At 66.6% G+C, this 24,635-nt stretch carries 21 protein-coding genes and 2 pseudogenes; 9 read left to right on the top strand and 14 right to left on the bottom strand.

What is annotated here, in order from left to right:
- The first annotated feature begins 126 nt into the window (after positions 1-126).
- Positions 127-2,412: a phosphoenolpyruvate synthase gene (ppsA, locus tag ABQE89_RS12000; RefSeq protein ID WP_448416686.1), complete on the top strand. Its 2,286-nt coding sequence runs from the start codon at positions 127-129 to the stop codon at positions 2,410-2,412.
- A 9-nt stretch (positions 2,413-2,421) separates the two neighbouring features.
- Here the strand turns inward: ppsA and ABQE89_RS11995 are convergent, their stop codons facing one another.
- The 3 genes and pseudogenes from ABQE89_RS11995 to ABQE89_RS11985 all read right to left on the bottom strand — a co-directional run bounded on the left by ABQE89_RS11995 (position 2,422) and on the right by ABQE89_RS11985 (position 4,396).
- Positions 2,422-3,399, bottom strand: coding sequence for a WS/DGAT domain-containing protein (locus ABQE89_RS11995; RefSeq protein WP_448416684.1), 978 nt, complete (start codon positions 3,397-3,399; stop codon positions 2,422-2,424).
- A gap of 76 nt (positions 3,400-3,475) precedes the next feature.
- Positions 3,476-3,751, bottom strand: a pseudogene (locus ABQE89_RS11990) (wax ester/triacylglycerol synthase domain-containing protein); the annotation flags it as partial.
- A gap of 177 nt (positions 3,752-3,928) precedes the next feature.
- Positions 3,929-4,396, bottom strand: a complete 468-nt coding sequence (locus tag ABQE89_RS11985) for a hypothetical protein (protein WP_448416682.1) — start codon at positions 4,394-4,396, stop codon at positions 3,929-3,931.
- A 130-nt stretch (positions 4,397-4,526) separates the two neighbouring features.
- Between ABQE89_RS11985 and ABQE89_RS11980 the strand changes: the two genes are divergently transcribed.
- Positions 4,527-4,826 (top strand): hypothetical protein, encoded by a 300-nt coding sequence (locus ABQE89_RS11980; protein WP_448416680.1) that lies wholly within the window; start codon positions 4,527-4,529, stop codon positions 4,824-4,826.
- Positions 4,827-4,893: 67 nt separating this feature from the next.
- A complete protein-coding gene (locus ABQE89_RS11975) occupies positions 4,894-5,349 on the top strand; it encodes a DUF5709 domain-containing protein (protein WP_448416678.1) in 456 nt (151 codons plus the stop codon).
- Between the two features lie 57 nt (positions 5,350-5,406).
- Here ABQE89_RS11975 and ABQE89_RS11970 read toward each other — a convergent pair whose 3' ends face one another.
- Positions 5,407-6,696: a wax ester/triacylglycerol synthase domain-containing protein gene (locus ABQE89_RS11970; RefSeq protein ID WP_448416676.1), complete on the bottom strand. Its 1,290-nt coding sequence runs from the start codon at positions 6,694-6,696 to the stop codon at positions 5,407-5,409.
- 226 nt (positions 6,697-6,922) lie between these two features.
- Here ABQE89_RS11970 and ABQE89_RS11965 point away from each other — a divergent pair, with 226 nt between their 5' ends.
- The 3 genes from ABQE89_RS11965 to ABQE89_RS11955 are packed head-to-tail and all read left to right on the top strand — an operon-like array spanning position 6,923 to position 9,546.
- Positions 6,923-7,174: a hypothetical protein gene (locus ABQE89_RS11965; protein ID WP_448416674.1), complete on the top strand. Its 252-nt coding sequence runs from the start codon at positions 6,923-6,925 to the stop codon at positions 7,172-7,174.
- Positions 7,175-7,231: 57 nt separating this feature from the next.
- Positions 7,232-8,284 carry a zinc-dependent alcohol dehydrogenase family protein gene (locus ABQE89_RS11960; RefSeq protein ID WP_448416672.1) on the top strand — a complete coding sequence of 351 codons (1,053 nt, stop codon included), beginning with the start codon at positions 7,232-7,234 and terminating at the stop codon, positions 8,282-8,284.
- A gap of 14 nt (positions 8,285-8,298) precedes the next feature.
- On the top strand, positions 8,299-9,546 hold the full coding sequence (locus tag ABQE89_RS11955; protein ID WP_448416670.1) for an alpha/beta hydrolase family protein: 1,248 nt from the start codon (positions 8,299-8,301) through the stop codon (positions 9,544-9,546).
- Positions 9,547-9,559: 13 nt separating this feature from the next.
- Here the strand turns inward: ABQE89_RS11955 and ABQE89_RS11950 are convergent, their stop codons facing one another.
- Positions 9,560-11,653, bottom strand: coding sequence for an adenosylcobalamin-dependent ribonucleoside-diphosphate reductase (locus ABQE89_RS11950; RefSeq protein WP_448416668.1), 2,094 nt, complete (start codon positions 11,651-11,653; stop codon positions 9,560-9,562).
- 130 nt (positions 11,654-11,783) lie between these two features.
- On the opposite strand from ABQE89_RS11950, the gene ABQE89_RS11945 reads away from it, so the two are divergent.
- Positions 11,784-13,250, top strand: a complete 1,467-nt coding sequence (locus ABQE89_RS11945; RefSeq protein WP_448416666.1) for a complex I 51 kDa subunit family protein — start codon at positions 11,784-11,786, stop codon at positions 13,248-13,250.
- Positions 13,238-15,835 (top strand): annotated as a pseudogene (fdhF, locus tag ABQE89_RS11940) (formate dehydrogenase subunit alpha); the annotation flags it as partial. The gene ABQE89_RS11945 and the pseudogene fdhF, both read left to right, overlap by 13 nt.
- Before the next feature lie 43 nt (positions 15,836-15,878).
- On the opposite strand, the gene ABQE89_RS11935 reads toward fdhF, so the two are convergent.
- From ABQE89_RS11935 to ABQE89_RS11915, 5 genes are all read right to left on the bottom strand, one after another.
- Positions 15,879-17,315, bottom strand: a complete 1,437-nt coding sequence (locus ABQE89_RS11935; RefSeq protein ID WP_448416664.1) for a WS/DGAT/MGAT family O-acyltransferase — start codon at positions 17,313-17,315, stop codon at positions 15,879-15,881.
- A 114-nt stretch (positions 17,316-17,429) separates the two neighbouring features.
- Positions 17,430-18,317, bottom strand: coding sequence for a universal stress protein (locus tag ABQE89_RS11930; RefSeq protein ID WP_448416662.1), 888 nt, complete (start codon positions 18,315-18,317; stop codon positions 17,430-17,432).
- Positions 18,318-18,468: 151 nt separating this feature from the next.
- Positions 18,469-18,975 carry a transcription antitermination factor NusB gene (gene nusB, locus ABQE89_RS11925; protein WP_448416660.1) on the bottom strand — a complete coding sequence of 169 codons (507 nt, stop codon included), beginning with the start codon at positions 18,973-18,975 and terminating at the stop codon, positions 18,469-18,471.
- Positions 18,976-18,980: 5 nt separating this feature from the next.
- Entirely contained in the window at positions 18,981-19,544 is a 564-nt protein-coding gene (gene efp, locus ABQE89_RS11920) for an elongation factor P (RefSeq protein WP_448416658.1), read from the bottom strand.
- Positions 19,545-19,563: 19 nt separating this feature from the next.
- Positions 19,564-20,658 (bottom strand): M24 family metallopeptidase, encoded by a 1,095-nt coding sequence (locus tag ABQE89_RS11915; RefSeq protein ID WP_448416656.1) that lies wholly within the window; start codon positions 20,656-20,658, stop codon positions 19,564-19,566.
- A 33-nt stretch (positions 20,659-20,691) separates the two neighbouring features.
- Here ABQE89_RS11915 and ABQE89_RS11910 point away from each other — a divergent pair, with 33 nt between their 5' ends.
- Positions 20,692-21,222: a B-4DMT family transporter gene (locus tag ABQE89_RS11910; protein ID WP_448416654.1), complete on the top strand. Its 531-nt coding sequence runs from the start codon at positions 20,692-20,694 to the stop codon at positions 21,220-21,222.
- On the opposite strand, the gene aroQ is transcribed toward ABQE89_RS11910, so the two are convergent.
- Genes aroQ through aroC form a run of 4 tightly spaced genes read right to left on the bottom strand, consistent with a single transcriptional unit; the run spans position 21,223 to position 24,611 of the window.
- Positions 21,223-21,660, bottom strand: coding sequence for a type II 3-dehydroquinate dehydratase (gene aroQ, locus ABQE89_RS11905; protein ID WP_448416652.1), 438 nt, complete (start codon positions 21,658-21,660; stop codon positions 21,223-21,225).
- A complete protein-coding gene (gene aroB, locus ABQE89_RS11900; protein ID WP_448416650.1) occupies positions 21,657-22,742 on the bottom strand; it encodes a 3-dehydroquinate synthase in 1,086 nt (361 codons plus the stop codon). The genes aroQ and aroB overlap by 4 nt, the downstream gene beginning before the upstream one ends.
- The gene (locus ABQE89_RS11895; protein WP_448416648.1) at positions 22,735-23,400 is read right to left on the bottom strand and encodes a shikimate kinase; all 666 of its coding nucleotides are present in this window, start codon (positions 23,398-23,400) and stop codon (positions 22,735-22,737) included. The genes aroB and ABQE89_RS11895 overlap by 8 nt, the downstream gene beginning before the upstream one ends.
- Complete coding sequence (aroC, locus tag ABQE89_RS11890) at positions 23,400-24,611, bottom strand: chorismate synthase (RefSeq protein WP_448416646.1); 1,212 nt, start codon at positions 24,609-24,611, stop codon at positions 23,400-23,402. The genes ABQE89_RS11895 and aroC overlap by 1 nt, the downstream gene beginning before the upstream one ends.
- Positions 24,612-24,635 lie beyond the last annotated feature (24 nt).

The raw sequence follows: 24,635 nt of genomic DNA, 5'->3' as shown, positions 1-24,635 counted from the left end.
AGAGGCTGCGGAACTGCGCCACGTATCCGCAAGGGTCCTTCGCCAACGGGCCAGGTGACTAACGTCCTTCGGGCAGTGGTCCTCAGACGCTTTTCCAACCCGGCACCTGCGAACAGGATTGGTGCCATGCCGAACAGAACCTACGTCCGTGACATCGCGGCCCTCAGGATCGCCGACGCCGAAGAGGCAGGCGGCAAAGGGGCCAACATGGGCGAATTGGTCGCGGCGAATCTGCCCGTTCCCCCCGGATTCGTAGTCCTGCGGGACGGCTACCGCGATTCGGTGCGAGCGGGTGGCGTCGACGCCGAGCTCAGCGCGCTGCACCGGGAGGCGCTGGATGCCGTCGATGACACCAACCATGTGGCCGAGTTGTGCGAGCGTCTTCAGGCCCTGGTGCACAAGGCCGGGGTTGCCGAGAAGGTACGCGACGTCGTCCTTGCCGCGTATCGCGCACTCGGCGCGGACACCGTCGTGGCGGTGCGGTCCTCGGCTACCGGGGAGGACAGCCGCGACGCGTCATTCGCCGGCATGAACCGGACGATCACCAACGTGGTGGGTGAAGGCGCGTTGATCGACGCCGTCCAGAAGTGCTGGATGTCCTTGTTCTCCCCACGGGTCATCACATACCGGGCCAGCCGCGGAATCACCAGCGACCCGGCAATGGCGGTGGTCGTCCAGAAGATGATCAACTCCGAGAAGAGCGGCGTCGCTTTCACGGCCGACCCCAGCACGGGCGCACAGGACCGGGTGGTCATCGAAGGAGCATTCGGGCTCGGCGAGGTCGTGGTGTCCGGTTCGGTGGAGCCCGACACCTACGTCGTCGCCAAAGAGACGCTGCGTGTTCTCGACGTTCGGATAGGCCGACAAACGTTCAAGATCGTGCGCGGCGCCGACGGTCGTGACACCAAAGTCGAACTGTCCGAGGAGGAAGCGGGCGCCCGCGTTCTCGACGACGCCGAACTGCAGCGCATCGCCGAACTGGCGGTCGCGATCGAGCGGCACAACGGATGCCCGCAGGACACCGAGTGGGCGATCGAGAAGGGCCAGACGTACCTGGTGCAGGCGCGGCCGATCACGACGCTGGGCCGGACGACGCCGCCGACATCCGAACCGCACGCAGTGCTCGCGCGCGGTCTGGCCGCAGCACCCGGCACAGCGTCGGGTTCGGTGCGTGTGCTTGAGAGCCCGGACGAGGGCAGCCGGCTGCTCGACGGCGAGATCCTCGTCGCCCAGATGACCAATCCGGACTGGCTGCCCACCATCCGTCGCGCCGCCGCGCTGGTCACCGACACCGGCGGAATGACCTGCCATGCCGCGATTGTCGCCCGCGAGTTGCGAGTCCCGTGCGTGGTCGGAACACGGACCGCCACCCGAGATCTGCACGAGGGCACAACCGTCACAGTCGATGGAAACCAGGGGCGCGTGCTGGCAGGGCGCGTCGCGACAGCTGCGCCCATCGTCACGGAACGGGCGGCACCGTCGGCCCCTTCGGTCGAGGTGACCGGCACCAAGATCTACGTGAACCTGGCGATCCCCGATTCTGCTGAATCGGTTGCAGCACAGCCCGTTGACGGGGTCGGTCTGCTGCGAGCGGAGTTCATCCTGACCGAAGCGCTGTCGGGCAGACACCCGCGCGACCTCATCGCACACGGTGGGCAGGCCGGCCTGGTCGACGCGCTGGCCGCGTCGGTCGGGCGCATCGGTGCGGCGTTTGCTCCGCGTCCGGTGATCTACCGCACCACCGATTTCCGCACCAACGAATTCCGAGGTCTCGGTGGAGGCGAGGCGTACGAACCCGTGGAACACAACCCGATGATCGGGTATCGAGGCTGTTACCGGTACATCAACGAACCGGACCTGTTCGCGTTGGAGCTCGAGGCCCTGGCCAGGGTTCGGGAGCAATCCCCCAATGTGCACGTGATGATCCCGTTTGTGCGCACCCGCTGGGAGCTCGAGCGGTGCCTGTCGCTGATCGATGCGAGCCCCGTGGGCCGCCAACGCGGTTTACACCGCTGGGTGATGGCCGAGGTTCCATCGGTTGTGCATTGGCTTCCGGAATACATCGGCATGGGTGTCGACGGGGTGTCCATCGGCAGCAACGACCTCACCCAGCTGGTGCTCGGTGTCGACCGCGACTCCGACATCTGCGCCGAGCTGTTCGACGAATCCGACCCCGCGGTTCTTGATGCGATCGGACAGATCATCGGCACCGCACACAAGTTCGGCATCACGTCCTCGCTCTGCGGCCAGGCCCCATCGACGAAGCCGGCCTTTGCCGAACATCTCGTACGGATGGGCATCACCTCGGTGTCGGTCAACCCCGACGCCGTCGATGCGGCGCGGCAGGTGATCGCCGCGGCCGAGCGGCGAGTCGTCTTGGAGGCGGCGCGGGACCGACGAGCGCTCACCTGAACAGCGCGGTCATCGCGCGAGAGCAAGTACTTCTGCGAATCCGGCGGTGAGGCAGTCGAAGAGCACGGCGTGATCGGGGACCCCGGCACCGTCGATGTTGATTCCGAGGGCGCAAGTGTCGATGTAGGAGAGCAAGGTGACGTTCAGCGCAGCTCCGATGGTTGGCGAGAACGCGAACTGCATTCGCACAGGCGCGTCGGCAAGATGCACGGGCGTGGAAAAGCTGGGCACATTGCTGGCGATGACGTCGACGTTGCGCAGCGCCGAACTGACGTATGAGCGCGGCATCAAATTGAGCCCGCCTGCGATCAATTCGGTATGAACAAGCGATTCCTCATTGCGCGCCTTGGCGGTGCGCTCACGCACGATGCGGATGCGTTCTGCGGGATCGGCAATGCCCACCGGTATGTCGAACCGGATCAACGTCGCCCGGTTACCGCCGATGGGGTCCGCGGTGGTGCGGACACTGATCGGCATCGACAAGATCAGTTCTTCGACGGGTGCGTTGTGCCTTTCGTGGTACCCGCGAAGTCCGCCCGCGACCGCAGCGATGAATGCGTCGTTCAAGGATCCGCCGCCGAGATGGCCGGCCTGAAGCAGCGCAGACTTCGGTACTTCGTGGACGTAAACGTGACGAACGAGGCCGCGGTCAACCATGATCGGCGACCCGGGTTTGGTGACGGGTCGGGCGGTGCGGAGGATGGAGGCCGCCGTTGCCCAGCCGGCCGCAGCGGCGTCGGTGGGATGGCGGATGGCACGTGCCACAGCAGGCGCCGCCTTCAACGGGCTCGACAGCGCCGCACCGATGCGGCCGGTCTGATATCCGACGATGTCACGGAGCCCGCTCAACCGACTCTTCACCGCCAGCGCAGGCGCCTCCGGTTGTGGTGCACGACCATCGGCAAACCCGCTGGGATCGTAGAGAATCCGGGCCATTTCGACCGCGCCGACGCCGTCGGTGAGCGCATGATTGAATTTGATCAGCACCGCCGCACGGCCCGTCGGTCAATCCGTCGACCAACGTGGCTTCCCACAGTGGACGGGCGCGGTCGAAGTCCGCCATGGCGGCCACCCGGGCCAGTTCGCACAGCACCTCCGCGGTCCCGGGTTCGGGAGCGGCGATCCGGCGCACGTGGAAGCCGAGATCGAAGTCAGATACCAATTCCCAACGCGGCGGAACAAGGGGCGACGACGGCGTCACTCGTTGCCGAAACCTCGGCACGGTCCGGCTCAGCCGATCGAACCGGTCGACCAGCTGATGCCAATCCGGACTCCGGTCAAGCAGGATGAGTGTGACGATCGTCGATCTCAATCGGGCATCGCGTTCGTTCCGCCACATGAAGGCGTCGCTGTTGCTGAGGACCTGGGTCACCGGTCGTCAGCTTCCCAGGCTCAGCTCGGTTGGTGTACTCATCGGTGGCTCCTCGTCCGGTGTCCCTATCCATCACAGCGCGTCTACCACCGAGGTACCAGAGCCAAAGGCCCTGGCGAAGAGCTGCTCTTCGGTCTCTCGTCGTCAAGCAGCAGTCTGCAGATTCACCGAGGAGCTTTCGGAGTGCGCAGCCTGCCGACCGTGCGTCGGAGCCCAGCCTACGTAGACCAGATACAGCCCGGCGACCGCCACGACCACCTCGATCGCCATCCACCAGCGGCCCGCGTCGACCATGGAGTCGGCCGCGGAAAGGTAGGTCTGGGGAATGGCCAGCAGAAGCGCTCCCTTGAGGGCCGTCAGACAACCGATCACTGACACGATGGTCGCCGCGATGCCCCGCCAGTACGGATGGAGGGCGACCACGATGAGTCCGGACAACAGCACCAACGCGCCGGTTACCCACGGCCACACCGTGTTCGCGCTGAACTCGGATAGTAGATCGGGCATCTCGGACGCACGTACCATCGCCACGACGGCGGCAAACACCATGTACGGACCGAGCACACGGGCGAATAGGCGTGTTCTGATCTCCGACTGCCGTGCAGTGGTCATTGCTTTACCTCCCTTCACGCCCGCCCTGTTGCGGGAGATGACGGAACTACCGTCATCTAGCGGTATTCGACCACTGCTCCGATCTTCGACATAGGGACCAAAGTCCTGGTCTTCGAGGGCGTACGTCAGCTTGTCGACGACCGACCGCCCCGCTGTCACCGAACACCGTCCGTTGAACCATGTCCTGATATGGGCCGGCATCGCCGCCGCGGCCGTCTTCATTGTCGCGGTGGTGTTCTTCTCCGGTTCCTACCTCGGTCACAGCACCGACGGTCTGAGCGGCAACCAGCCTTGGAACCACATGTCCGTCTACGGCACGATGGGGCCCGACATGATGGGACCCGCCATGAGTCCGCAGCACTGCCAAATTGGCCCCACCCACCACTGCCCGCCCCAGACGGCGGCGCCGAGGACGAATCCGAATCCTTGATCTGTACCTCGCATTTCGAGGCCATTGGACCCTACGGCGCCGTGATTGCGAACCGCAGAATCAAAGCATGATCACCTCACCAGGAACGGGTCCGACCGCAGAGCAGTACGGCGGTGACGACGAAGACCAGTTGTCGGCGGAAGACACCCTGATCGACCGCGGCACCGATGATCTGCTCGACGAGGGCTATTCGGCGCCCGAGCGACCGTGGCGAGGCGCCTGTAAATCGGTGCGCGGGACCGACCGGATTCTCGCCGCGGAGGAACCCGACCCAGCGGCGCGGCTCGACAACGTACTGGACGATGCGGAGATCGGCCGGTCCGACTATGCCGAGCGGGACGCCGAGTTCCCCGAGCGCGCTGAGGTCGGGCGCTTGCGGGCTGGCCGACTGATCGCTCCCGACATGGGTTTTGGCGAGGACGAGGAAGCCGAGCTGGTCGCCGACGATGTCGGTATCAGTGGCGGTGCGGCCTCGGCCGAGGAAGCCGCGGTGCACATCATCGAGGATGACGACGACCGCTGACCCGTCGACCACAGCTCGATACTTCGGCTGTCGCCTGCTCACGGATTGGTGGCGAGTTCACCCCTGCCGGCCCGGCAGGCATGCCGAGGTGCTGAGAACGCTGAGGTTAGCGACCGCCTGCTCGATGCTGGCGGCCAATTCACCGACGTCAGGCAGCGCTTCGTCATCGGAAGTGACGCCGACAACCAGTTTTCCGTCGTAGCTCACCATCGCGAGACCGGATCGGGTGCCGATTCCGACGGCCGGAATCGGCAACAGTCGCACCGTTTCTCGCCCGATGAACCGGCGTCGCCGGCGCGGACCGAGCTCACTCATTGTCAGCGTCACGACACCACGCTGTGGCAGCCACGGCAGCGCGCGGCCGCCCTGATCCGTCGGTGATGCCGGGGGACGGCCCAAGCCCGAGTTACCAAGCTCATCGGTACGGTTCAACAGGCTATGCGCTTTCCTCAGTTGCAGGACAGGGTCAGACTCGTCGACAGGTAGGGCGACGGCGACCAGAGACCGAGCTGACGTCGGTACCAACGCTCGAAGCGAATTGCAGTGAACGTGTCGACCACGACGCCTCAGTAAATCGCGGTAGCTTCCGCTGATCGCGGCAAGCGCGATGTCGCGCACCGTGACATCGAAAGCGCCACACACCTTTGTGACATCCTCGAGGCTCAGTTCCACGGCCGTATAACGCCGCAGGCTCGTGACATGTCGGGTCAGCGGGCAGGCTGCGGGCCGAGCGAGAATCCTGGTCAGATCGACTGTGTCCGTGACCGCGCGCAGTGCCGCGACCGTCAAGGCAGCCGATGACCGGTACATTCCACGAACACACTTCAACGGATTGAGCATGCGCGCGGAGTGCTCGGTGCTGCACGGCGTCTCGGTGTCAGCGTCGTCGTCGGACAGTCGTAGGAGCATCCGCATCACCTCGGACCCGTCGGCGATGCTCGAGTGGGTCTTGAGCAGGATCGCCCAGCGGCTCTCCGCAAGACCTTCCACGACCCAACATTCCCACAACGGATCGTCATGGTGCAGACGCCAACTCATCACATCGGAGACCAGCCCGAACAACGCCCGATCGTCCCCTGGACGCGGAACCGCGAGGTGATGGACATGGCGGGATACGTCTGCGTCGACAACGACCATTCGCGGGCCGGCGACGTCGAACGGGTACCTGCGCACTACCTGCTTGAATCGGCGATCGGCACTCAATCGCTCGGCGAGCGCCTCGAGCAGTGACTCGCTGTCAGGAAGCGGACCCTCCAGTACGGCCAGCGCCCCGGCGGCGAAATTCGCGTGCGGGTCAGCGTCCTCCACCTGCAAGAACCTCGCATCCAACCCGGTGAGCGCGACCATATCCGTAACCTTCAGTTACATGTATTTTGGCTTTATTGTTCGCCGCATCCGACCGCCGAAGCAGGGCCAAAAGTCACTGATGCTGGACGGCCCTCCGGAGCCGACACGGCGAGCCGTCGCGGACCGCGAGTGACGATCGACCAGCGCCTTGAGGACCTTGTTCCCTAGGGCAGCCCACCCCGACCCGAGACGATGACGTCAACACGCCGGTCGAAAGGACACGACGGTGGTGGAAGGCAGTATCGACGTGACGCACCGGGAGTTGGACACGATCGCCTGGGCCTTTCTCGGTTCCGAATTCACGGGACCGGCCTACCGCGGCTGGCCCATCGACCGGCGCCTCAACGCCTTCCTCCTGCACCGCGGGTTGACCGCTCTTGCCAACGACGGAGGCGCATGCAACACGCTTCTGGAACGGGTCCTGTCCAACCTCGGCCCTGCGCTGAACCAAGGGTTGCTCAGCTCAGCACCCAGCTAGGAATCACCGAGCAACGGCAAGTCGCCTGTTCTCCGCACTCAGACGAGGAAATCTGACATGAAGGCAATGGTTTACGACGGTCCCGGACGCGTGTGCTGGCGGTCTGTGCCGAATCCTGGCATCCAACGCCCCACCGATGCCATCGTGCGCGTTGACGCGGTGACGATCTGTGGAACAGATCTACACATCCTCAAAGGTGATGTGCCCGAGGTCGAGCCGGGCCGGGTGCTGGGTCATGAAGCTGTCGGCACGGTGACCGAAGTGGGGACGGCAGTGCAGACCCTGTCGGCCGGAGACCGGGTACTGATCTCGTGCATCAGTTCATGCGGTGCCTGTCAGTACTGCAGGCGCGGCCAATATGGGCAGTGCCTGGGCGGTGGCGGCTGGATTCTCGGACATCTCGTAGACGGGACACAGGCCGAGTACGTCCGGGTGCCCTTTGCCGACAACTCCACGCACAAGGTGCCCGTGGATGTCAGCGACGAACAGATGGTTCTGCTGGCCGACATTCTCCCGACCGCCTATGAGGTCGGTGTCCTCGCGGGTGCCGTCCGACCCGGCGATGTGGTGGCGATCGTCGGAGCCGGGCCGATCGGCCTGGCGTCGATTCTCACCGCGAAGCTCTACAGCCCGAGCCATATCGTGGTCATCGACGTCGCCGATGCGCGCTTGGACGCCGCCCACAAACTCGGCGCCGACGCCGTCGTGAACTCCAGAACTCGGAGCGCCCGTGAGATCATCGACGGCTTGACCGCCGGCCTGGGCGCCGACGTGGCGATCGAGGCGGTCGGTCTACCCGAAACTTTCGAAGAGTCGGTCGGCTTGGTTCGTCCCGGCGGACACATCGCGAACATCGGCGTGCACGGCGCCCCTGCGATATTGCACCTCGAGCGGATCTGGATCAAGAACCTGACGATCACGACTGGCTTGGTCGACACCCACTCCACCCCGACGCTGATCGAGCTGGTCGCGAACCGACAGCTGGATACCGCTGCGATGATCACACATCGGTTCGCAATGGCCGAATTCGAGACGGCCTATCAGGTTTTCGCCGATGCGGCCCGTTCGGGCGCGCTCAAAGTGCTGTTGACAGCGGAAGCGAATGTGTGAGCGGAGGCCTTGTGATGGCAGCGGCTGACCCCGGCGACGTGGGCAACGGACGAACGAGCCCTCCCCGTCCCGCTCTCGGCGCGGGTGCGCTGAGCACGGTGGTGGGTCCGTTCGCGCGAACCGGTAGCTACTACGCGCAGTCGTGGCGGGACTTCCTGAGCCGCGAACCGCGCGAGCTTCCCATCGCCCGGCCGACGCCGGCGCTGGCCGCGCATGCACTTCGGGATGAAATCGTGCTCATGGGGTTACGCGTGCGCAGACCGGTCAGCGATATGCGTGAATTCGAACGCATCAACGACGAAGTGGTTGCGGCGCTGGATTTCTATGGCCGACGGGGCTGGCTGAACCGACCGGCTCGCTACTTCGCAAAACCCCCCACGCTCACCGATGTCACTGTCCGGCCGGTGAACGCGTTCGGGCGCTCCTACGAGCGCATCGTCTTCGACAGCGGTTACACACCACGGGCGGGCGAACCCGGCAGAAAGCGCTGGACCGATTACACCGCCAACGACCACGTGTACGCGTTGCTGCTGCGCCACGACGAAGACCGCCCCTGGCTGGTGTGCGTGCACGGGGCTGAAATGGGCCGTGCGGGACTTGATCTTGCGTTGTTCCGGGCGTGGCACCTTCACGACGATCTCGGGCTCAACGTCGTGCTACCGGTGCTTCCGATGCATGGACCGCGGGGTCGCGGATTGCCGAAAGGCTCGGTGTTCCCGGGAGCGGACGTGATGGACAACGTCCATGCGACCGCTCAGGGCGTATGGGATATCAGACGACTGCTCTCATGGATCCGCGCTCAGCAATCCGGTTCGGCCATCGGCCTGTACGGACTTTCGCTCGGCGGGTACATCTCGTCGCTGGTCGCCAGCCTCGAGACCGAGCTGACATGCGCGATCCTCGGTGTGCCGGTAGTTGATCTGATCGACCTGTTGGCTGGTCATGCCGCGCTTGGCGACGACGATCCGCGCCGTGAAACGGTGGCATCGGCCGCACCGATCGGCCGGATGACGTCTCCGCTCTCGTTGGAACCGAAGGTGCCGATGCGTGGACGGTTGATCTACGCCGGCCTCGCCGACCGGCTCGTGCACCCACGGGAACAGATCGTCCGGCTGTGGGAGCACTGGGGCAGACCCGAGATCCTCTGGTACGCCGGCGGCCATACCGGGTTCTTCCAGTCGCGACCCGTCCAGCAATTCATCGACAGCGCTCTGGCGCAATCGGGGTTGCTGGCCGGCGCGGCACCCAGCCGCGCATCGTGACGTCGCAGCACGGTCAGAACTCGCAGGACCGCCCAATGCAGCCGCCGCTGAAGACCATATCGGCCTGGGTCAGCATCGCATCCGGCGCCGCATACGACAGCACCTGGTCCTCGCGGCTGCCGTACCGGTAGACCGTGATCCCTTTGACCTTCGCCGTCCAGGCCGCCAGGTAGATGGCGCGAACATCGTCGACCGTTGCCGTCGCCGGCAGGTTGACCGTCTTGGAGACCGCCGCGTCTACGTGGCGCTGCACCGCGGACTGCATCCGCAGATGCCACTCGGGAGCGATTTCGGCCGCAGTGGGAAAGGCAGCCCGGATGGAAGCGGGTAACTGCGGACAGCCACGCACTCCCCCGCGTTGTGCGATCTCGGCGATCAACTCGTCACGATAGAAACCCTGATCGCGGGCCAGCCTGTCGAAACACGGATTGACCTCCAGCAGATGCCGACCGAGAACCGCGCGCGAGAACGCGATCGCGAACATCGGCTCGATCCCGGCGGTGGTACCGGCGATCAGCGAGATGGTTCCCGTCGGGGCCACGGAGGTGACCTGCGCGTTGCGACGCGGGTTCGAGCGCGCGAACCGGCTCTCGGCAAACGCCGGAAACGAGCCCCGCTCTTCGGCCAACCGCTTCGACGCGATGTGCGCCTCTCGTCGAATCCGCCTCATGAGCTGTTCGGCCAGGCCCACCCCTTCCTCGCTGTCATACGGAATGGACAGAGTGGCAAGCAATTCCGCCAGACCCATCACGCCAAGCCCGATCTTGCGGGTGGCACGGGCGGCTTCCTCCAATTCGGGAAACGGGTAACGGCTCACGTCGATGACGTCGTCGAGGAAACGCACGGCGACTGCGACAACCTCTTTGAGCCGATCCCAGTCGACGCGCCCACGGTTGACCATCCGGGCCAGGTTGATCGAGCCGAGATTGCAGGACTCGTACGGCAGCAGCGGAACCTCCCCACACGGATTGGTCGCCTCGATTCGGCCGCGGCGAGGTATCGGGTTGGCTCTGTTGATGGTGTCGAGGAACACCAGACCCGGGTCTCCGCATTCGTGCGCTGCCGCGCAGATGTTGTCGAACAGCGTTGCGGCAGACACCTGTGCGACGGTCTTACCGGTCCGTGGATTGATCAGCCGATGGGTATCGCCTCGTTCGACGGCGCGCATGAACCGATCGGTGACGCCGACCGACAGGTTGAAATGTGTGAGTGCGTCCTGGGAACGGGCTTTGGTGGTGATGAAGTCGAAGATGTCGGGATGCGACGCGTCGAGCACGGCCATGCAGGCGCCGCGTCGACGACCGCCCATGGAAACCACTTCGGCGGCAGTGTCGTACAGCCACAGAAACGACATCGGGCCGCTGGCTGTGCCCGCCGTGGTGGTCACCGGGTCCCCCGATGGCCGCAATCGGCTGAACGAGAATCCGGTGCCACCGCCGGACCGCTGGACTTCCGCGGCCTGACCGAGGGTCGTGAAGATCGAACGCAGCGAATCCTCGACGGGCAGGACGACACATCCGGAAAGCAGGCCGACATCGGTTCCCGCGTTCATCAACGTCGGCGAGTTCGGCAGGAATTCAAGGTTGCGTAGCAGCTTCGCGTACCGCTCGGCCCAGCGCGTCGACGAACCTGGCCGGTACCCGTCTTCAGCCGCGGCGACGCAGTGCGCGGCCCGGTCCATCATCTCGCCGGTCGACTCGGCGGGGCGCCCCTTGTCGTCGCGCAGCAGATATCGCTCCCGCAGCACCGTCACCGCGGCCAGGCTCAGCTTGAGCTCGTCGCGCACCCCGAGCATCGCCTTGGCGGTGCGCAGCTCGGCGCGGCGCCGTCGGTAGACGATGTATGCGCGGGCGACGTCATCGAGACCGGCCTCGCCCAGCCGGGCCTCGACAAGGTCCTGAATCTCCTCGACCGGCGCCACGCCTGGCCCCAGCAAGTCGGCAACAGCCTCGGCCACCGTTGCCGGCATGTCCGGATCGTCGTTCGCCACCTCGCGGGCCGCCCGCGCCACCGCGGCTTCGATCCGCGTGACGTCGAACGGCACCACGGTTCCGTCCCGGCGCCGGACTTCTGTCGGCCAGGTTCCTGTCTTCGCCTTGTTGGACACGGCTTGTGCGCTCCTTCACTGCGGCCTCGATCCCGTCCGAAGCGGACCGGGCAGCCTGAAGTCATTCTCCCCGAGCCATCCGGGACTTTCGGCCCTGTGCCGCCGATCGGCCGCGGTCAAGACTGGCTCCATGCCACGCCAACGGCATGACGACCGGCGACCGGCGCAGGACGCGTCCTTCTACCACCTTGCCGATGTCACGATCGGCACGCAGTGTTGTCAGGGCACGTCGTGCTTCGTGGCCCGACGGCGGAACCCTATGCGCTGGGCCGAGGCGCAGGCATACGATCCTCGCGTCTATTGCCTGGGGCGCTGCTTCGCAGGTCCTGCCGCCGCAGGCGATCAGTCTCGTCCCGCGGTCGAAATCGCTTGTGACACCGCGGTGATACTCGGCAGAATCAGCCGCGCTCCTTCTCCGGGGCTGAGTGACTACCGCGCCGACGCGGGATACCAGGGGCTTGCGCGCGCCCTGTCCTCGGGACCCGAGGCGATCCTGGGTGAAGTCGAGACGTCCGGGCTTCGCGGCCGCGGTGGGGCGGGCTTTCCGACGGCCCGCAAATGGCGCGCCGCCCACGCGCAACCCGACGGCCCACGCGTGCTCGTGGTCAACGCGGACGAAGGCGATCCCGGGGCGTACATCGACCGGTATCTGTTGGAGGACGATCCCCACGCCGTGCTCGAGGGGATGGCGATCGCCGCGCTGGCTGTCGGCGCGGAGCAGGCGTACATCTATGTACGCCGCGAGTATCCCCGCGCGCTGGCCACGGTCCGCACCGCCGTGGCCGAGGCCGAAGCCGCCGGAATTCTCGGTGACGCCATGCTCGGAAACGGCCCGCCGCTGGCCGTCATCGTGGTGGAGGGCAAGGGCAGCTACCTCTGCGGCGAGGAGACCGCTCTGCTCAATGCGCTTGACAACCGACGTCCGATGGTGCGCGCGCGCCCACCTTATCCCGCACAGTGCGGCCTCGCCGGTTTACCCACGGTCGTGAACAACGTGGAGACACTCGCTGCCGTGCCATGGATTCTTCGCAACGATGGAAGCGCATATGCCGCAATGGGATCAGGTACCAGCAAGGGCACGATGGTGGTCTCGCTGAACTCGCTGTTCCGCAGACCGGGACTGTACGAAGTCGAGTTCGGCGTCCCGCTGCGAGAGATCGTCGAGGGCCTGGGCGGTGGGCTCGTCGACGGTCACCTGAGGGGTGTGATCGTCGGCGGCCCACTGGCGGGCATCATCCCGCCCGATCTGCTCGACGTTTCGTTCACGTTCGACGACCTGCGAAGGATCGGAGCCGAGGTCGGCCACGGGGGAATCATCGCGTTCGATGAGACGACGCCGATCGGCGAGCTCGTCTGTCATGTGTTCCGGTTCGGCGCATACGAATCCTGCGGCGCCTGCACACCTTGCCGCATCGGCACCGCCAGGATTGAGCAGCTGTTCTCCTGCGCTCTGGATGCGGCCGGCCACACCGAGTGGCAGGCCACGGTACAAGCCCTGGCCGCGACGAGCCTCTGCGGGCACGGCAGCGGGCTCGCGGAGTTCGCCCGCAGTGTGATGACTCATTACCGAGAAGATCTCGAGTCGTGCCGCGCTTGATAATTGACGGCACTGCGGTGTCGTGCCCGCCCGGCGTCTCGGTGCTCGAGGCGGCGGTCGGTGCCGGCATCGACATCCCGGCCCTGTGCCATGACCCGCGGATCACCCCGGCCGGAGGTTGCCGGGTGTGCGTGGTGGACATCGGTGGAGCCGACCGCCCCGTGTCCGCCTGCACCACGCCGGCCGCCGACGGCATCGTCGTCCAAACGATGACACCCGAACTGATCAAGTTACGGAAAACCCTGCTGGCCATGCTCGTTCACCGCTACCCCGCCGACTCGGCTGCCGCCGACCCGGGGCTTCCGTTTCACCGGATGCTCGCCGAGTACGAGGTGGTGCCTACGGGAACGACAGATCCGCTCCGGGTGGATTCGTCGCACCCCAACATCGGCGTAGACCTCAACAACTGCATCTCGTGCTGGCGTTGCGTGCGGATCTGCGACGAAGTACAGGGCCAATTCAGCTGGCGCATCGCCGGTCGCGGCGCCGATTCCCACGTCGTCCCGGATTCGGGGACCACCCTGGCGGAAAGTAGCTGCGTTTCGTGTGGCGCATGCGTCGACACCTGCCCCACCAACGCCCTGACAGATGTGCGAGCCGCCGATGTCGGATCGGCCACCGCATGGACCCGAACGACTTGCCCGTACTGCGGTGTCGGCTGCGAAATGATGATCGGCAGCCGCGACGAACGGATCGTGGAAGTCGTTCCTGCCCAGGACGCACCGGTCAACCACGGCCACCTCTGTGTGAAGGGACGGTACGGCTTCGGCTTCAACGCCTCGGACGATCGAAGCACCACCCCGATGCTGCGCAGCTCATCGGGTGCATGGGTATCAGTGGGCTGGGATGAGGCCATCGACGCCGCGGTGAGCGGGTTTCGTCGCGTCATCGACCGTGCGGGCCCGACAGCGGTGGGCGTCCTGGGCTCAGCGCGAGCCACCAACGAGGAGAACTACCTCACCCAGAAGTTCGCGCGGGTGGTGCTCGGCACCAACAACGTGGATTGCTGCGCCCGCGTCTGCCACGCACCCTCCGCTGCGGGACTCAAGGCTGTCTTCGGTACCGGCGCCGCGACCAACTCGTTCGAGGACATCGACATCGCGCGCACGATCGTGGTGTGCGGATCGAATACCACGGAGGCCCACCCCATCGTGGGCGCACGCATCAAGCAGGCCGTGCTGCGCGGCGCGAACCTGGTAGTCATCGATCCGCGCCGGATCGAGCTCGCTCGCTACGCCGACGTGCACCTGCGGCCGCGCCCGGGAACGAATGTGGCGGTGCTGAATTCCATGGCAGCGGCGATCGTCGAGGAAGGTCTTGTCGACGAGGCTTTCGTGGCCCAGCGTGTCGATGACTTCGACGCGTTCTGCGACTTTGTAACTGCTTTTGTCCCCGAACGTGTTTCCTCGGTGACCGGGTTGGACCCCGCCGATGTGCGGCAAGCCGCCAGGCTTTATGGCGGGCAGGGCCCGGCCATGCTCTTCCACGGACTGGGGGTTACTGAGCATATCCAGGGCACCGCAGCTGTGACCTGTCTGGCCAACCTGGCTCTGCTCACCGGAAACGTCGGTAAGCCCGGCTCGGGCTGCAATCCCCTGCGCGGGCAGAACAATGTCCAGGGCTCGGCCCACATGGGATGTGAGCCACACCATTTGACCGGCATGATCCCACTGGCCGAGGGCCGCCGGCGCGCTGCGGCGGTCTGGCAGGCGCCAGTCCCCGAAGCACGCGGGCTCGACGCAATGGAGATGTTCGATGCGGCCGAGACCGGCAGGCTCGGCGCGTTATGGGTGGTCGGCTGGGACATCCTTTTGACGCAGCCGCAGACGGCGTCGGTCCAGCGGGCGCTCGCCGCGCTTGACGTCCTCGTGGTTCAGGACCTGTTTCTCACCGAGACGGCCCGGCGTTTCGCAACGGTCTTCCTCCCAGCGGCATCGTCGTTCGAAAAAGACGGCACATTCATGAACTCCGAGCGCCGGATCCAGCGGATACGCCGCGCCGTTCCCGCCCCGGGGCTAGCCAAGACCGACGCCGCCATCATCTGCGAAGCGTCCGCCGCCTTCGGCTGGAGCGACCATTTCCGTTACCGGGGCGCGCGCGATGTCTGGGACGAGATCCGGCGCCTCTGGCCGGCGGGCGCGGGAATGACCTATCAGCGGCTCGACAAACCGGGAGGCCTACAGTGGCCATGCCCTGACGACGGACACCCCGGAACTTCGCTGCTGCACCGCGACACGTTTCCCGGGATAGGGACGCGCGCCGCCCTGCACCGCATCGATTACCGGCCAAGCACCGAACAGCCGAGCCAGAGTTATCCGCTTGTTCTGATCACCGGACGTGAACTGTATGCGTTCAACGCCGGTACGATGACCGGGAGGTCGGCCACCGCAGATCTGACCGATGGTGCGGTACTGGAGATCTCACCGGTCGACGCGCAACTCTTGGGCATCGTCGACGGTGCGGACGTCTCTGTGCAAAGCAGACACGGCGCACTCGTCTTGCCGTGTCGCATCAGCGACCGCATGCAGCCAGGGACGGTGTTCACCACCTTCCACGACCCCGCCGTGCCGGTGAACACCCTCACCGGGCCGGGACGCGATGTCACCACCCACACCCCTGAGTACAAGGTCACCGCCGTAAGGGTGAGGACGGTCGTTCGCCCCGACGGTCACGACCTCGAGCGGCATCAGGCCAGCTGTCGGCATTTCGACTCAACGCGGCCAACCGCTCGACGGCCTGTTCGATGCCTCGTGCGAGTTCATCGACGTCCGGTGTCGCTTCGTAGTCCGCAGTGATACCGAAGACGAGTTCGTCGGTATGGCTCAGGATCGCGATACCGGTTCGCAGCTGAACCGCGATCGGCGGAATCGGATAGATTCGCAACACTTTACGGCCCATGATGTGCATACGGTGGCGAGGACCCGGCACGTTGGTCGCGAGTGTCACGACTCCGCGCTGTGGCAGTCGAGTCAACGCACGAACGGCCCAAGCTGTCAAGGGAAAAGGAACGACGTTCGTCGCGGCGACGAATACCGACGATGCCTGGCGCTGACCACTGCCCTTCACGGTCGTCAACCGATCGTGCACTGTCCGCAATTGCTCGACCGGGTCCGACTTGTCGACGGGAAGATACGGGAGCATCACCGAGACCCGATTGTCGGCTTGACTCATCGCCTCGTTCGACCGCACCGACACCGGCACCAGCGTCGGCAGCGAGTTGCGCCGGGGCTCCACACCGCGACGAAGAAGACCCGACCGGAAGCTGTCTGTGATAGCCGCCAATGCAACGTCATTGAGCGTGACGTCGAATGCCTCTTGAACCTTGGCCACGTCAGCCAGGGACACGCGCACCGCACTGTACCGTCGCCTGGTGGTCAGCGGGCCGACGAACGGGGACGGCGCCGCCGGACGCAACAGGCTGGAGGTGAGCTCGACTGTTCCTTCCAACACGAGGCCTGCTGCGCTGGGAACCGTGGCCGCGGCCCGCAACGCCCCACCCACCCAGTCAAGCGGGTTGAGACTCAACCGGGGCAGGAGATTGGATCGGTTGGGTTGCGCGCGGGCCGCCCGTATCTCAGAGGCGAACGTGTCGCCCTCCCCCTCGTCGGCGAGAGCCGAGAGCATGTGCATCGTGGCGATCCCGTCGGCGATGCAGTGGTGGATCTTCATCAAGATCGCCCACCGGTCGTCGGCCAGACCTTCGACGATCCAGCATTCCCACAGAGGCCGTTCACGCTCCAGTCGCCGTTCCATGACCTCGGCGACAAACCGGAACAACGCCGCGTCATCGCCGGGGTGTGGAAGGGCGGCGCGGTGCAGGTGGTAGGTCAGGTCGATGTCGGGATCGTCCACCCACTCCGGAGGCTCGAGATCGAGGCGGTGCGTGCGCAGGCGTTGCCTGAACCGGGGAATCGCAAGGATGCGCGCGCCCATTTCGGCGAGAAGCGAATCGTCGTCGGGCATCGGCCCTTCGATCACCGATAGGCCGCCCACAGCAAGGCTGACATGCGGATCAGAATCCTCGGCTTCGAGAAAACCCGCGTCAACGACGCTCAAGTGCTCCATGTGTCAACCGTCCGTCTGCGGCGGAGGCGACGGAAGGGCCGGAGGTCCCAGACCGGCGGGGACAACAGTCCTCGTTCGACGAGAAGACCTGTTGGCCAAGCTCGGCACGGGCCGTCACGTTGGGCGCGCGACGATCACCGGAGTACGCGCCGACTCCGCCACCGCGGTGCTGACCGAGCCCAGCAACATGCTGGCGAAACCACCGCGACCGTGGCTGCCGACCACCGTGAGTTGTGCCGTCTCAGACTGCTCGAGCAGTTGGCGCGCGGGCTGGTCGACCACAACGAGTCGTCGAACGGTGACGTCGGGATAGCGTTCCTGCCACCCCGCCAACCGCTCGGCGAGGACCTCCTCGGCTTCGGTCTGCGCGTCAGCCCATTCCACCCCCGGCAGCTCGGCGACCCCCAAGTCGCTCCAGGCATGGACCGCGACCAGCGGCACACCGCGACGCGCGGCCGCGTCAAAGGCGATCGCCGTCGCCAGCTCCGAGGCGGGCGAACCATCGATGCCGACAACGACCGGAGCCTCTGCGTTCCCCGGCCTCTGCGGCGTCTCGTTGTGGATCACGGCGACGGGACAGCTGGCGTGGCGAATAAGACCCGCACTCAACGATCCCAGCAAGCGACGGCGGATTGGCCCCAATCCGCGGCACCCCACCACGATCATCTCGGCCTCTTTGGACACGTCGATCAGAGTGGGCAGCGCGCCGGCCGTGATCAGCTCGGTCTTCACCTCGATCGCCGAATCGCCGGCAGTATCCTGGGCAGTCCTGGCGGCCTCACGCAAGATGGCATGACCATTCTTCTCTTGTAGCGCAACCAATTCAGGAGGCGTGGGTACCTCAGGCCACATCTGCACCATCGGCGACTGAATGACGTGGATGAGTGTCAGCGGGAGCTTGCGCGATGAAGCTTCACGCGCCGCCCACTCAACGGCCAGTTTGGCGGGAGCAGACCCGTCGACCCCGACAACGATGCCGTGATGCCTTGGCGAAGCGGTCATTTGACACCTCTCCTTCGAGATACCGTCGGCGTGGACCACTACAGGTCAGACGTTAGGTGTCATCCGCCGGCGATTCCGGTGCCATTGGTCACATATCCGACGGCCAAAAGGCCTCGCGGCAGTCCGCGCCGCGGTGACGGCGAGAACCGGACTACTGCTCGTCGCTGTCCCTGTCGACGGCGGGGCCTGCGCCGGATCCCTGCACCGCCTGCGCGGCCGCCCGGATCTGCGGCGTCACCAGCATCACCTGGCCGAGCACCCCGTTGACGAAACCCGGTGAGTCGTCGGTGGACAACTGTTTGGCCAGTTCCACCGCCTCGTCGACGGCCACCGGCCCCGGCACGTCGTCGGCGTGCAGCAACTCCCACACCGCCACCCGCAGCACCGCGCGGTCGACCGCGGGCAACCGGTCCAGCGTCCAGCCCTGCAGGTGCGCCGAGATGAGGTCGTCGATGTGCTCGCCGTGCTCGGTCACCCCACGCGCCACCGTGACCGTGTAGGGGTTCAGCGGCGACACATCGGAGGCCTTCTCCGCCAAGGCGTTTCGTGCCTCCGCGATCTCGGCCGGGGTCACCCCGCGGGCCTCGGCCTCGAAAAGCAGGTCCACGGCGCGTTTGCGGGCCTGGTGCCGGCCGCGATCGCCGCGACGATCAGCCATTCCGATCAGGCATTCACACGACCGAGATAGCTGCCGTCGCGGGAGTCCACCTTCAGCTTGTCGCCGGTGTTGATGAACAGCGGGACCTGGATCTCGGCGCCGGTCTCGACGGTGGCGGGCTTGGTGCCCGCGCTCGACCGGTCACCCTGGAGTCCCGGATCGGTGTGGGTGACCTCGAGTTCGACGGTCACCGGCAGTTCCAGGTACAGCGGGGTGCCCTCGTGGAACGCGATCTGCACCGGCAGGCTTTCCAGCAGGAACTTGGCGGCGTCACCGACCATCGACTCGGGCAGGTGGTGCTGCTCGTAGTTCTCGGAGTCCATGAACACGAACTCGGACCCGTCGCGGTACAAGTAGGTGGCGTCGCGGCGGTCCACGGTGGCGGTGTCCACCTTGACGCCGGCGTTGTAGGTCTTGTCGACGGTCTTGCCCGACACCACGTTCTTGAGCTTGGTGCGCACGAATGCGGGGCCCTTGCCGGGCTTGACGTGCTGGAACTCGATGATCTGCCACAGTTGCCCGTCGATCTGGAGGACGAGCCCGTTCTTGAAGTCGGCGGTCGTTGCCACGGTCGGTTGTGTCTCCTGTTCAGAGGATGGCCAGCTCCTTGGGGAACCGGGTGAGCAAGTCTGAGGTGCCGTCTCGGGAGCCCGCCACGACGAGCGTGTCCTCGATCCGGACACCGCCGCGGTCGGGCAGATAAACACCGGGTTCCACGGTCACCGTGGAGCCAGCAAGCAGTGTACCGGCGGAGGTCGCGTTGATTCCGGGCGCTTCGTGGATCTGCAGGCCGACGCCGTGGCCGAGCCCGTGGTTGAAGTTGTCGCCGTAGCCGGCGTCGGCGATGACCTGCCGCGACGCGGCGTCGACGTCCTTGATCGCGATACCGGGCTGCAGCGCAGCGCGGCCGGCCGCCTGCGCGGTGGCGACCAGCTCGTAGAGGTCGCGCTGCCACTGCGCGGCCGACCCCAACACGAAGGTCCGCGTCATGTCGGAGTGATAGCCCGACACCAGGGCCCCGAAGTCGATCTTGACGAAGTCACCCGCGTTCAGCACGGCGTCGGTGGGCCGGTGGTGCGGTATCGCCGAGTGCGGCCCGGCGGCCACGATCGTCTCGAACGAGACGCCGTCGGCGCCGTGCTCGAACATCAGCCACTCCAACTCGCGGGCCACCTGCTTCTCGGTGCGCCCCGGTCGCAGCCCGCCGCGCGCGACCAGATCGTTCAGCGCCGCGTCGGCGGCCTCACACGCCAGCCGCAGCAGCGCGATCTCACCGGCGTCCTTGACCTCGCGCAGCGCCTCCACGGTGCCCGACGCGCGCACCAGTTCGGCGCCGTCGCCTGCGGCCTTGGTGAGCGCCGCGAACGCGTCGACGGTCACCACGTGGCTTTCGAAGCCCAGCCGACCGATCCGCTCGGCGGCGGCGCGGGCCACCAGGTGCGGCCCACACGCCCGTTCGATGACGATCTCGGCGTCGGGCACCTGCTCGGCGGCCTGCGTGCGGTAGCGCCCGTCGGTGGCCAATACCGGCGTTTCTCCGTCGGCGCGAATCAACAGCGCCGCGTTGGACCCGGTGAATCCGGACAGATAGCGCACATTGACCAGGTCCGACACCAGCATGGCGGCCAGGTCGGCGGCGGCCAACCTCTGGCGCAGCCGCTCCCGGCGCTGTGAAATAGTCACGGTCGATGACGCTACTCGCTAAGGTGTTGCCCCATGAGTAAGTGGTTGCTGCGCGGACTGGTGTTCGCGGCCCTGATGGTGATCGTGCGATTACTGCAGGGAGCGATGATCAACGCGTGGGAAACCAAGGCGGGTCTGATCAGCGTGATCCTGGTGGTGCTGTTCGCCGTCGCGGCGTTCCTGTGGGGAATCAGCGACGGCCGCTCGGACGCCAGGGCCAACCCCGACCCGGACCGGCGCGGCGACCTGGCGATGACGTGGCTGCTCGCCGGCCTGTTCGCCGGTGTGGTCAGCGGCGCCGTGGCCTGGTTCATCTCGCTGTTCTACAAGAGCCTCTACGTCGAGGCGCTGGTCAACGAGCTCACCACGTTCGCGGCCTTCACCGCGCTGCTGGTGTTCCTGCTGGCCATCGCGGGCGTCGCGCTGGGCCGCTGGCTCGTCGACCGCAAGACCGACCAGATGCCGCACCTGCACCGCTCCGGTGACGAGGAGCGCGCCGACACCGACGTGTTCGCCGCCGTCAGCCAGCCGGGCGCCGACGACGACACCCGGCGCGTCGAGTAGCTAGTCCGCTCCGGCCAGGTATCGCAGGGCCAGCACGTATCCCTGCACCCCGAGGCCGACGATCACACCGGTCGCGACCGCACTGACATAGGACTGGTGGCGGAACTCCTCGCGCTTGTGCACGTTGGAGATGTGCACCTCGATCAGCGGGGCCCGCAACTCCGCGCACGCATCCCGCAGCGCCACCGAGGTGTGGGTCAGCGCACCGGCGTTGAGGATCACCGGGTCGGCCGCGTCGGCCGCGGCGTGAATCCAACCCAGCAGCTCGGCCTCGCTGTCGCTCTGCCGCACCACGGCTTTCAAACCAAGCCGGTCGGCTTCGCGTTTGAGGAGGGCAACCAGGTCGTCATGGGTGGTGCTGCCGTAGATCTCGGGTTCGCGCCGGCCCAGCCTGCCCAGGTTCGGGCCGTTGAGCACGAGCACGGTCGACGGGCTCATCGCGTCACCGCCGCGATCTCCGAGTAGGCCGCGGCCAGCAGGGCGGGGTCCGGCCCCTCCAGGCGGCCGGGTTTGGCCAGCCCGTCGAGCACCACGAACCGCAGCACCCCGGCGCGGGTCTTCTTGTCCCCCGCCATGTACTCCAGCAGTTGCGGCAGTGCGTCGGCGTCATAGCCGACGGGTAATCCCAGTCCGGCCAGGATGTTTCGGTGCCGGTCAGCGGTAGCGTCGTCGAGTCGGCCGGTCGCCCTGCCCAGCGCGGCGGCGTACACCAGACCCACCGACACCGCGGCGCCGTGCCGCCACTGGTAGCGCTCCCTGCGCTCGATGGCGTGCGCGAGCGTGTGGCCGTAGTTGAGGATCTCGCGCAGCTGCGATTCCTTCTCGTCGGCCGCCACCACCTCGGCCTTGACGACGATCGCGCGCCGGACCAGTTCGGCCAGCACGGTGCCCGACGGGTCGAGCGCAGCCTCGGGGTCGGCCTCGATCAGGTCGAGGATCGCCGGGTCCCAGATGAAGCCCGCCTTGACGATTTCGGCCATGCCCGCGACAAGTTCGTTGCGCGGCAACGTTTCCAGCGTGGCGAGGTCGACGAGCACCGCGCTGGGTTGATGGAACGCTCCGACCAGATTCTTGCCCGCGTCGGTGTTGATGCCGGTCTTGCCGCCCACCGCGGCGTCGACCATGCCGAGCAGTGTGGTGGGCACGTGCACGATGTCGACGCCACGCAGCCAGGTGGCGGCGGCGAAGCCGGCCACGTCGGTGGCCGCTCCCCCGCCGAGGCTGACGATCGCGTCCTTTCGGCCCACTCCGATGCGGCCCAACACTTCCCAGATGAATCCGACGACCGGCAAGTCCTTGCCGGCCTCGGCATCGGGCAGTTCGATGCGGTGCGCGTCGACGCCCTTGTCGCTCAACGCCTTCCGGATGACTTCGGCGGTCTGGGCCAGCACCGGCTGATGCAGGACGGCGACCTTGTGTCGGTCACCGAGGAGCTGCTCGAGTTCGCCGAGCAGCCCGCGGCCGATGACGACGGGATACGGCGGATCGACGAGTACCTCGACGGTCACCGGTTCACTCATGGCTGCCCGACCCTTTCTTGGCCGCAAGCGTGGCGGGAGACGGTGGCGCATCGGTGCTGGGACCCGCCGTCAACGTCGTCGGCGACCGGCGCCACGACGGGCGGCGGCGCCGACGCCTGCGCCGGCTCTGCCCCGGCGCCGGGGGCGCCTGCGGGTTCTCCAACAGTTCGACGATGTGTCGCACCACCGCCCCCGGATTGCGGCGGTTGGTGTTGACCCGCATGGTGGCCACCTGCTGATAGAGCGGAACACGTTGGGTCATCAGCTCTTTGAACTTCTCGCCGCGGTCACCGCCGGCCAGCAGCGGCCGGACGGTGGGGCCGCTGGTGCGGCGCACCCCTTCGGCGGCGCTGATCTCCAGGTAGATGACGGTGTGGCCGACCAGTGCGTCCCGGACCCCCGGTGTGATCACCGCCCCGCCCCCCAGCGACAGCACGCCGTCATGGGCGGCCAGGGCGGACCGGATGACCTCCTCCTCGATGCGGCGGAACTCCGCTTCGCCGTCGGTGGCGAAGATGTCGGCGATGGTGCGGCCGGTCTTCTCCTCGATCGCGACATCGGTGTCCAGCAGCGCGAGGTTCAGCGCTTTGGCCAGCCTGCGCCCGATCGTCGACTTACCCGACCCCGGGAGTCCGACCAGCACCGCCCTGGGAGCCATCAGCCCGACGCCTGAACCGGGCCCGCGGAGGGCTCCCTCGCGCGCACCGCCCGCAGGTAGTTGTCGATGTTGGCGCGCGTCTCGGCCAGCGAGTCGCCGCCGAACTTCTGCAGTGCGGCCCGCGCCAGCACCAGCGCCACCATGGTCTCGACCACCACTCCGGCGGCGGGCACCGCGCACACATCGGAGCGCTGGTGGATCGCGACGGCCTCGTCGCCGGTGGACATGTCGACGGTGGCCAGTGCCCGCGGCACCGTGGAGATCGGCTTCATCGCCGCGCGCACCCGCAGCGGCTGACCGTTGGTCATGCCGCCTTCCAGCCCGCCGGCCCGGTTGGTCGATCGCGTGACGCCATCGGGGCCCGGGTAGATCTCGTCGTGCGCGACGCTGCCGCGGCGGCGGGCGGTCTCGAAGCCGTCGCCGATCTCGACGCCCTTGATCGCCTGGATGCCCATCACCGCGCCGGCCAATTGGCTGTCGAGTTTGCTGTCGCCGCTGGTGAACGACCCCAGCCCGACGGGCAACCCGTGAGCCACCACCTCCACCACACCACCGAGGGTGTCGCCGTCCTTCTTGGCGGCCTCGATCTCGGTGATCATCGACTTCTCCGCCCCCTCGGCGAAGGCCCGTACCGGGCTGGCGTCGATCGCGGCGAGATCGGCGAACCGCGGCGGCGGCCCGTCATAGGGATCCGACGCGCCGATCGAGATGACGTGGGAGAGCACGTCCACGCCGAGCGCCTGCTTGAGGAAGGCCTTGGCGACGGTGCCTGCGGCCACCCGGGCCGCGGTCTCGCGGGCGCTGGCACGCTCGAGCACCGGGCGCGCATCGTCGAAACCGTATTTGAGCATGCCCGCGTAGTCGGCGTGGCCGGGCCGCGGCCGGGTCAGCGGGGCGTTGCGCGCGGACTCCTCCAACTCGGCGGGGTCGACGGGATCGGGCGACATCACGGTCTCCCATTTCGGCCACTCGGTGTTGCCCACCTCGACCGCGATCGGCCCGCCCAGCGTGACGCCGTGTCGCACCCCGGCGAGCACAGTGACCTGGTCCTGCTCGAACTTCATCCGGGCGCCGCGGCCGTAGCCCAGGCGGCGCCGGGCGAGTTGGGCGGCGATGTCCTCGGAGGTGACGTGGACGCCGGCGACCATGCCCTCGACCACGGCCACCAACGCGCGGCCGTGGGATTCACCAGCAGTAGTCCATCGCAACACGCGTCCCATTCTCTCATGCGATTT

The sequence above is a fragment of the Mycolicibacterium sp. XJ1819 genome (assembly GCF_053483675.1).
Note: the sequence above shows the minus strand (reverse complement) of the source record. Positions and strands in the feature narration are given on the sequence as shown.

Excerpts from the sequence above, each read along its gene's own strand:
- ppsA (WP_448416686.1), top strand. The coding sequence starts at position 127 with ATGCCGAACAGAACCTACGTCCGTGACATCGCGGCCCTCAGGATCGCC.
- ABQE89_RS11985 (WP_448416682.1), bottom strand. The coding sequence starts at position 4,396 with ATGACCACTGCACGGCAGTCGGAGATCAGAACACGCCTATTCGCCCGT.
- ABQE89_RS11975 (WP_448416678.1), top strand. The coding sequence starts at position 4,894 with ATGATCACCTCACCAGGAACGGGTCCGACCGCAGAGCAGTACGGCGGT.
- ABQE89_RS11970 (WP_448416676.1), bottom strand. The coding sequence starts at position 6,696 with ATGGTCGCGCTCACCGGGTTGGATGCGAGGTTCTTGCAGGTGGAGGAC.
- ABQE89_RS11960 (WP_448416672.1), top strand. The coding sequence starts at position 7,232 with ATGAAGGCAATGGTTTACGACGGTCCCGGACGCGTGTGCTGGCGGTCT.
- ABQE89_RS11955 (WP_448416670.1), top strand. The coding sequence starts at position 8,299 with ATGGCAGCGGCTGACCCCGGCGACGTGGGCAACGGACGAACGAGCCCT.
- ABQE89_RS11945 (WP_448416666.1), top strand. The coding sequence starts at position 11,784 with ATGCCACGCCAACGGCATGACGACCGGCGACCGGCGCAGGACGCGTCC.
- ABQE89_RS11935 (WP_448416664.1), bottom strand. The coding sequence starts at position 17,315 with ATGGAGCACTTGAGCGTCGTTGACGCGGGTTTTCTCGAAGCCGAGGAT.
- ABQE89_RS11930 (WP_448416662.1), bottom strand. The coding sequence starts at position 18,317 with ATGACCGCTTCGCCAAGGCATCACGGCATCGTTGTCGGGGTCGACGGG.
- nusB (WP_448416660.1), bottom strand. The coding sequence starts at position 18,975 with ATGGCTGATCGTCGCGGCGATCGCGGCCGGCACCAGGCCCGCAAACGC.
- ABQE89_RS11910 (WP_448416654.1), top strand. The coding sequence starts at position 20,692 with ATGAGTAAGTGGTTGCTGCGCGGACTGGTGTTCGCGGCCCTGATGGTG.
- aroQ (WP_448416652.1), bottom strand. The coding sequence starts at position 21,660 with ATGAGCCCGTCGACCGTGCTCGTGCTCAACGGCCCGAACCTGGGCAGG.
- aroB (WP_448416650.1), bottom strand. The coding sequence starts at position 22,742 with ATGAGTGAACCGGTGACCGTCGAGGTACTCGTCGATCCGCCGTATCCC.
- ABQE89_RS11895 (WP_448416648.1), bottom strand. The coding sequence starts at position 23,400 with ATGGCTCCCAGGGCGGTGCTGGTCGGACTCCCGGGGTCGGGTAAGTCG.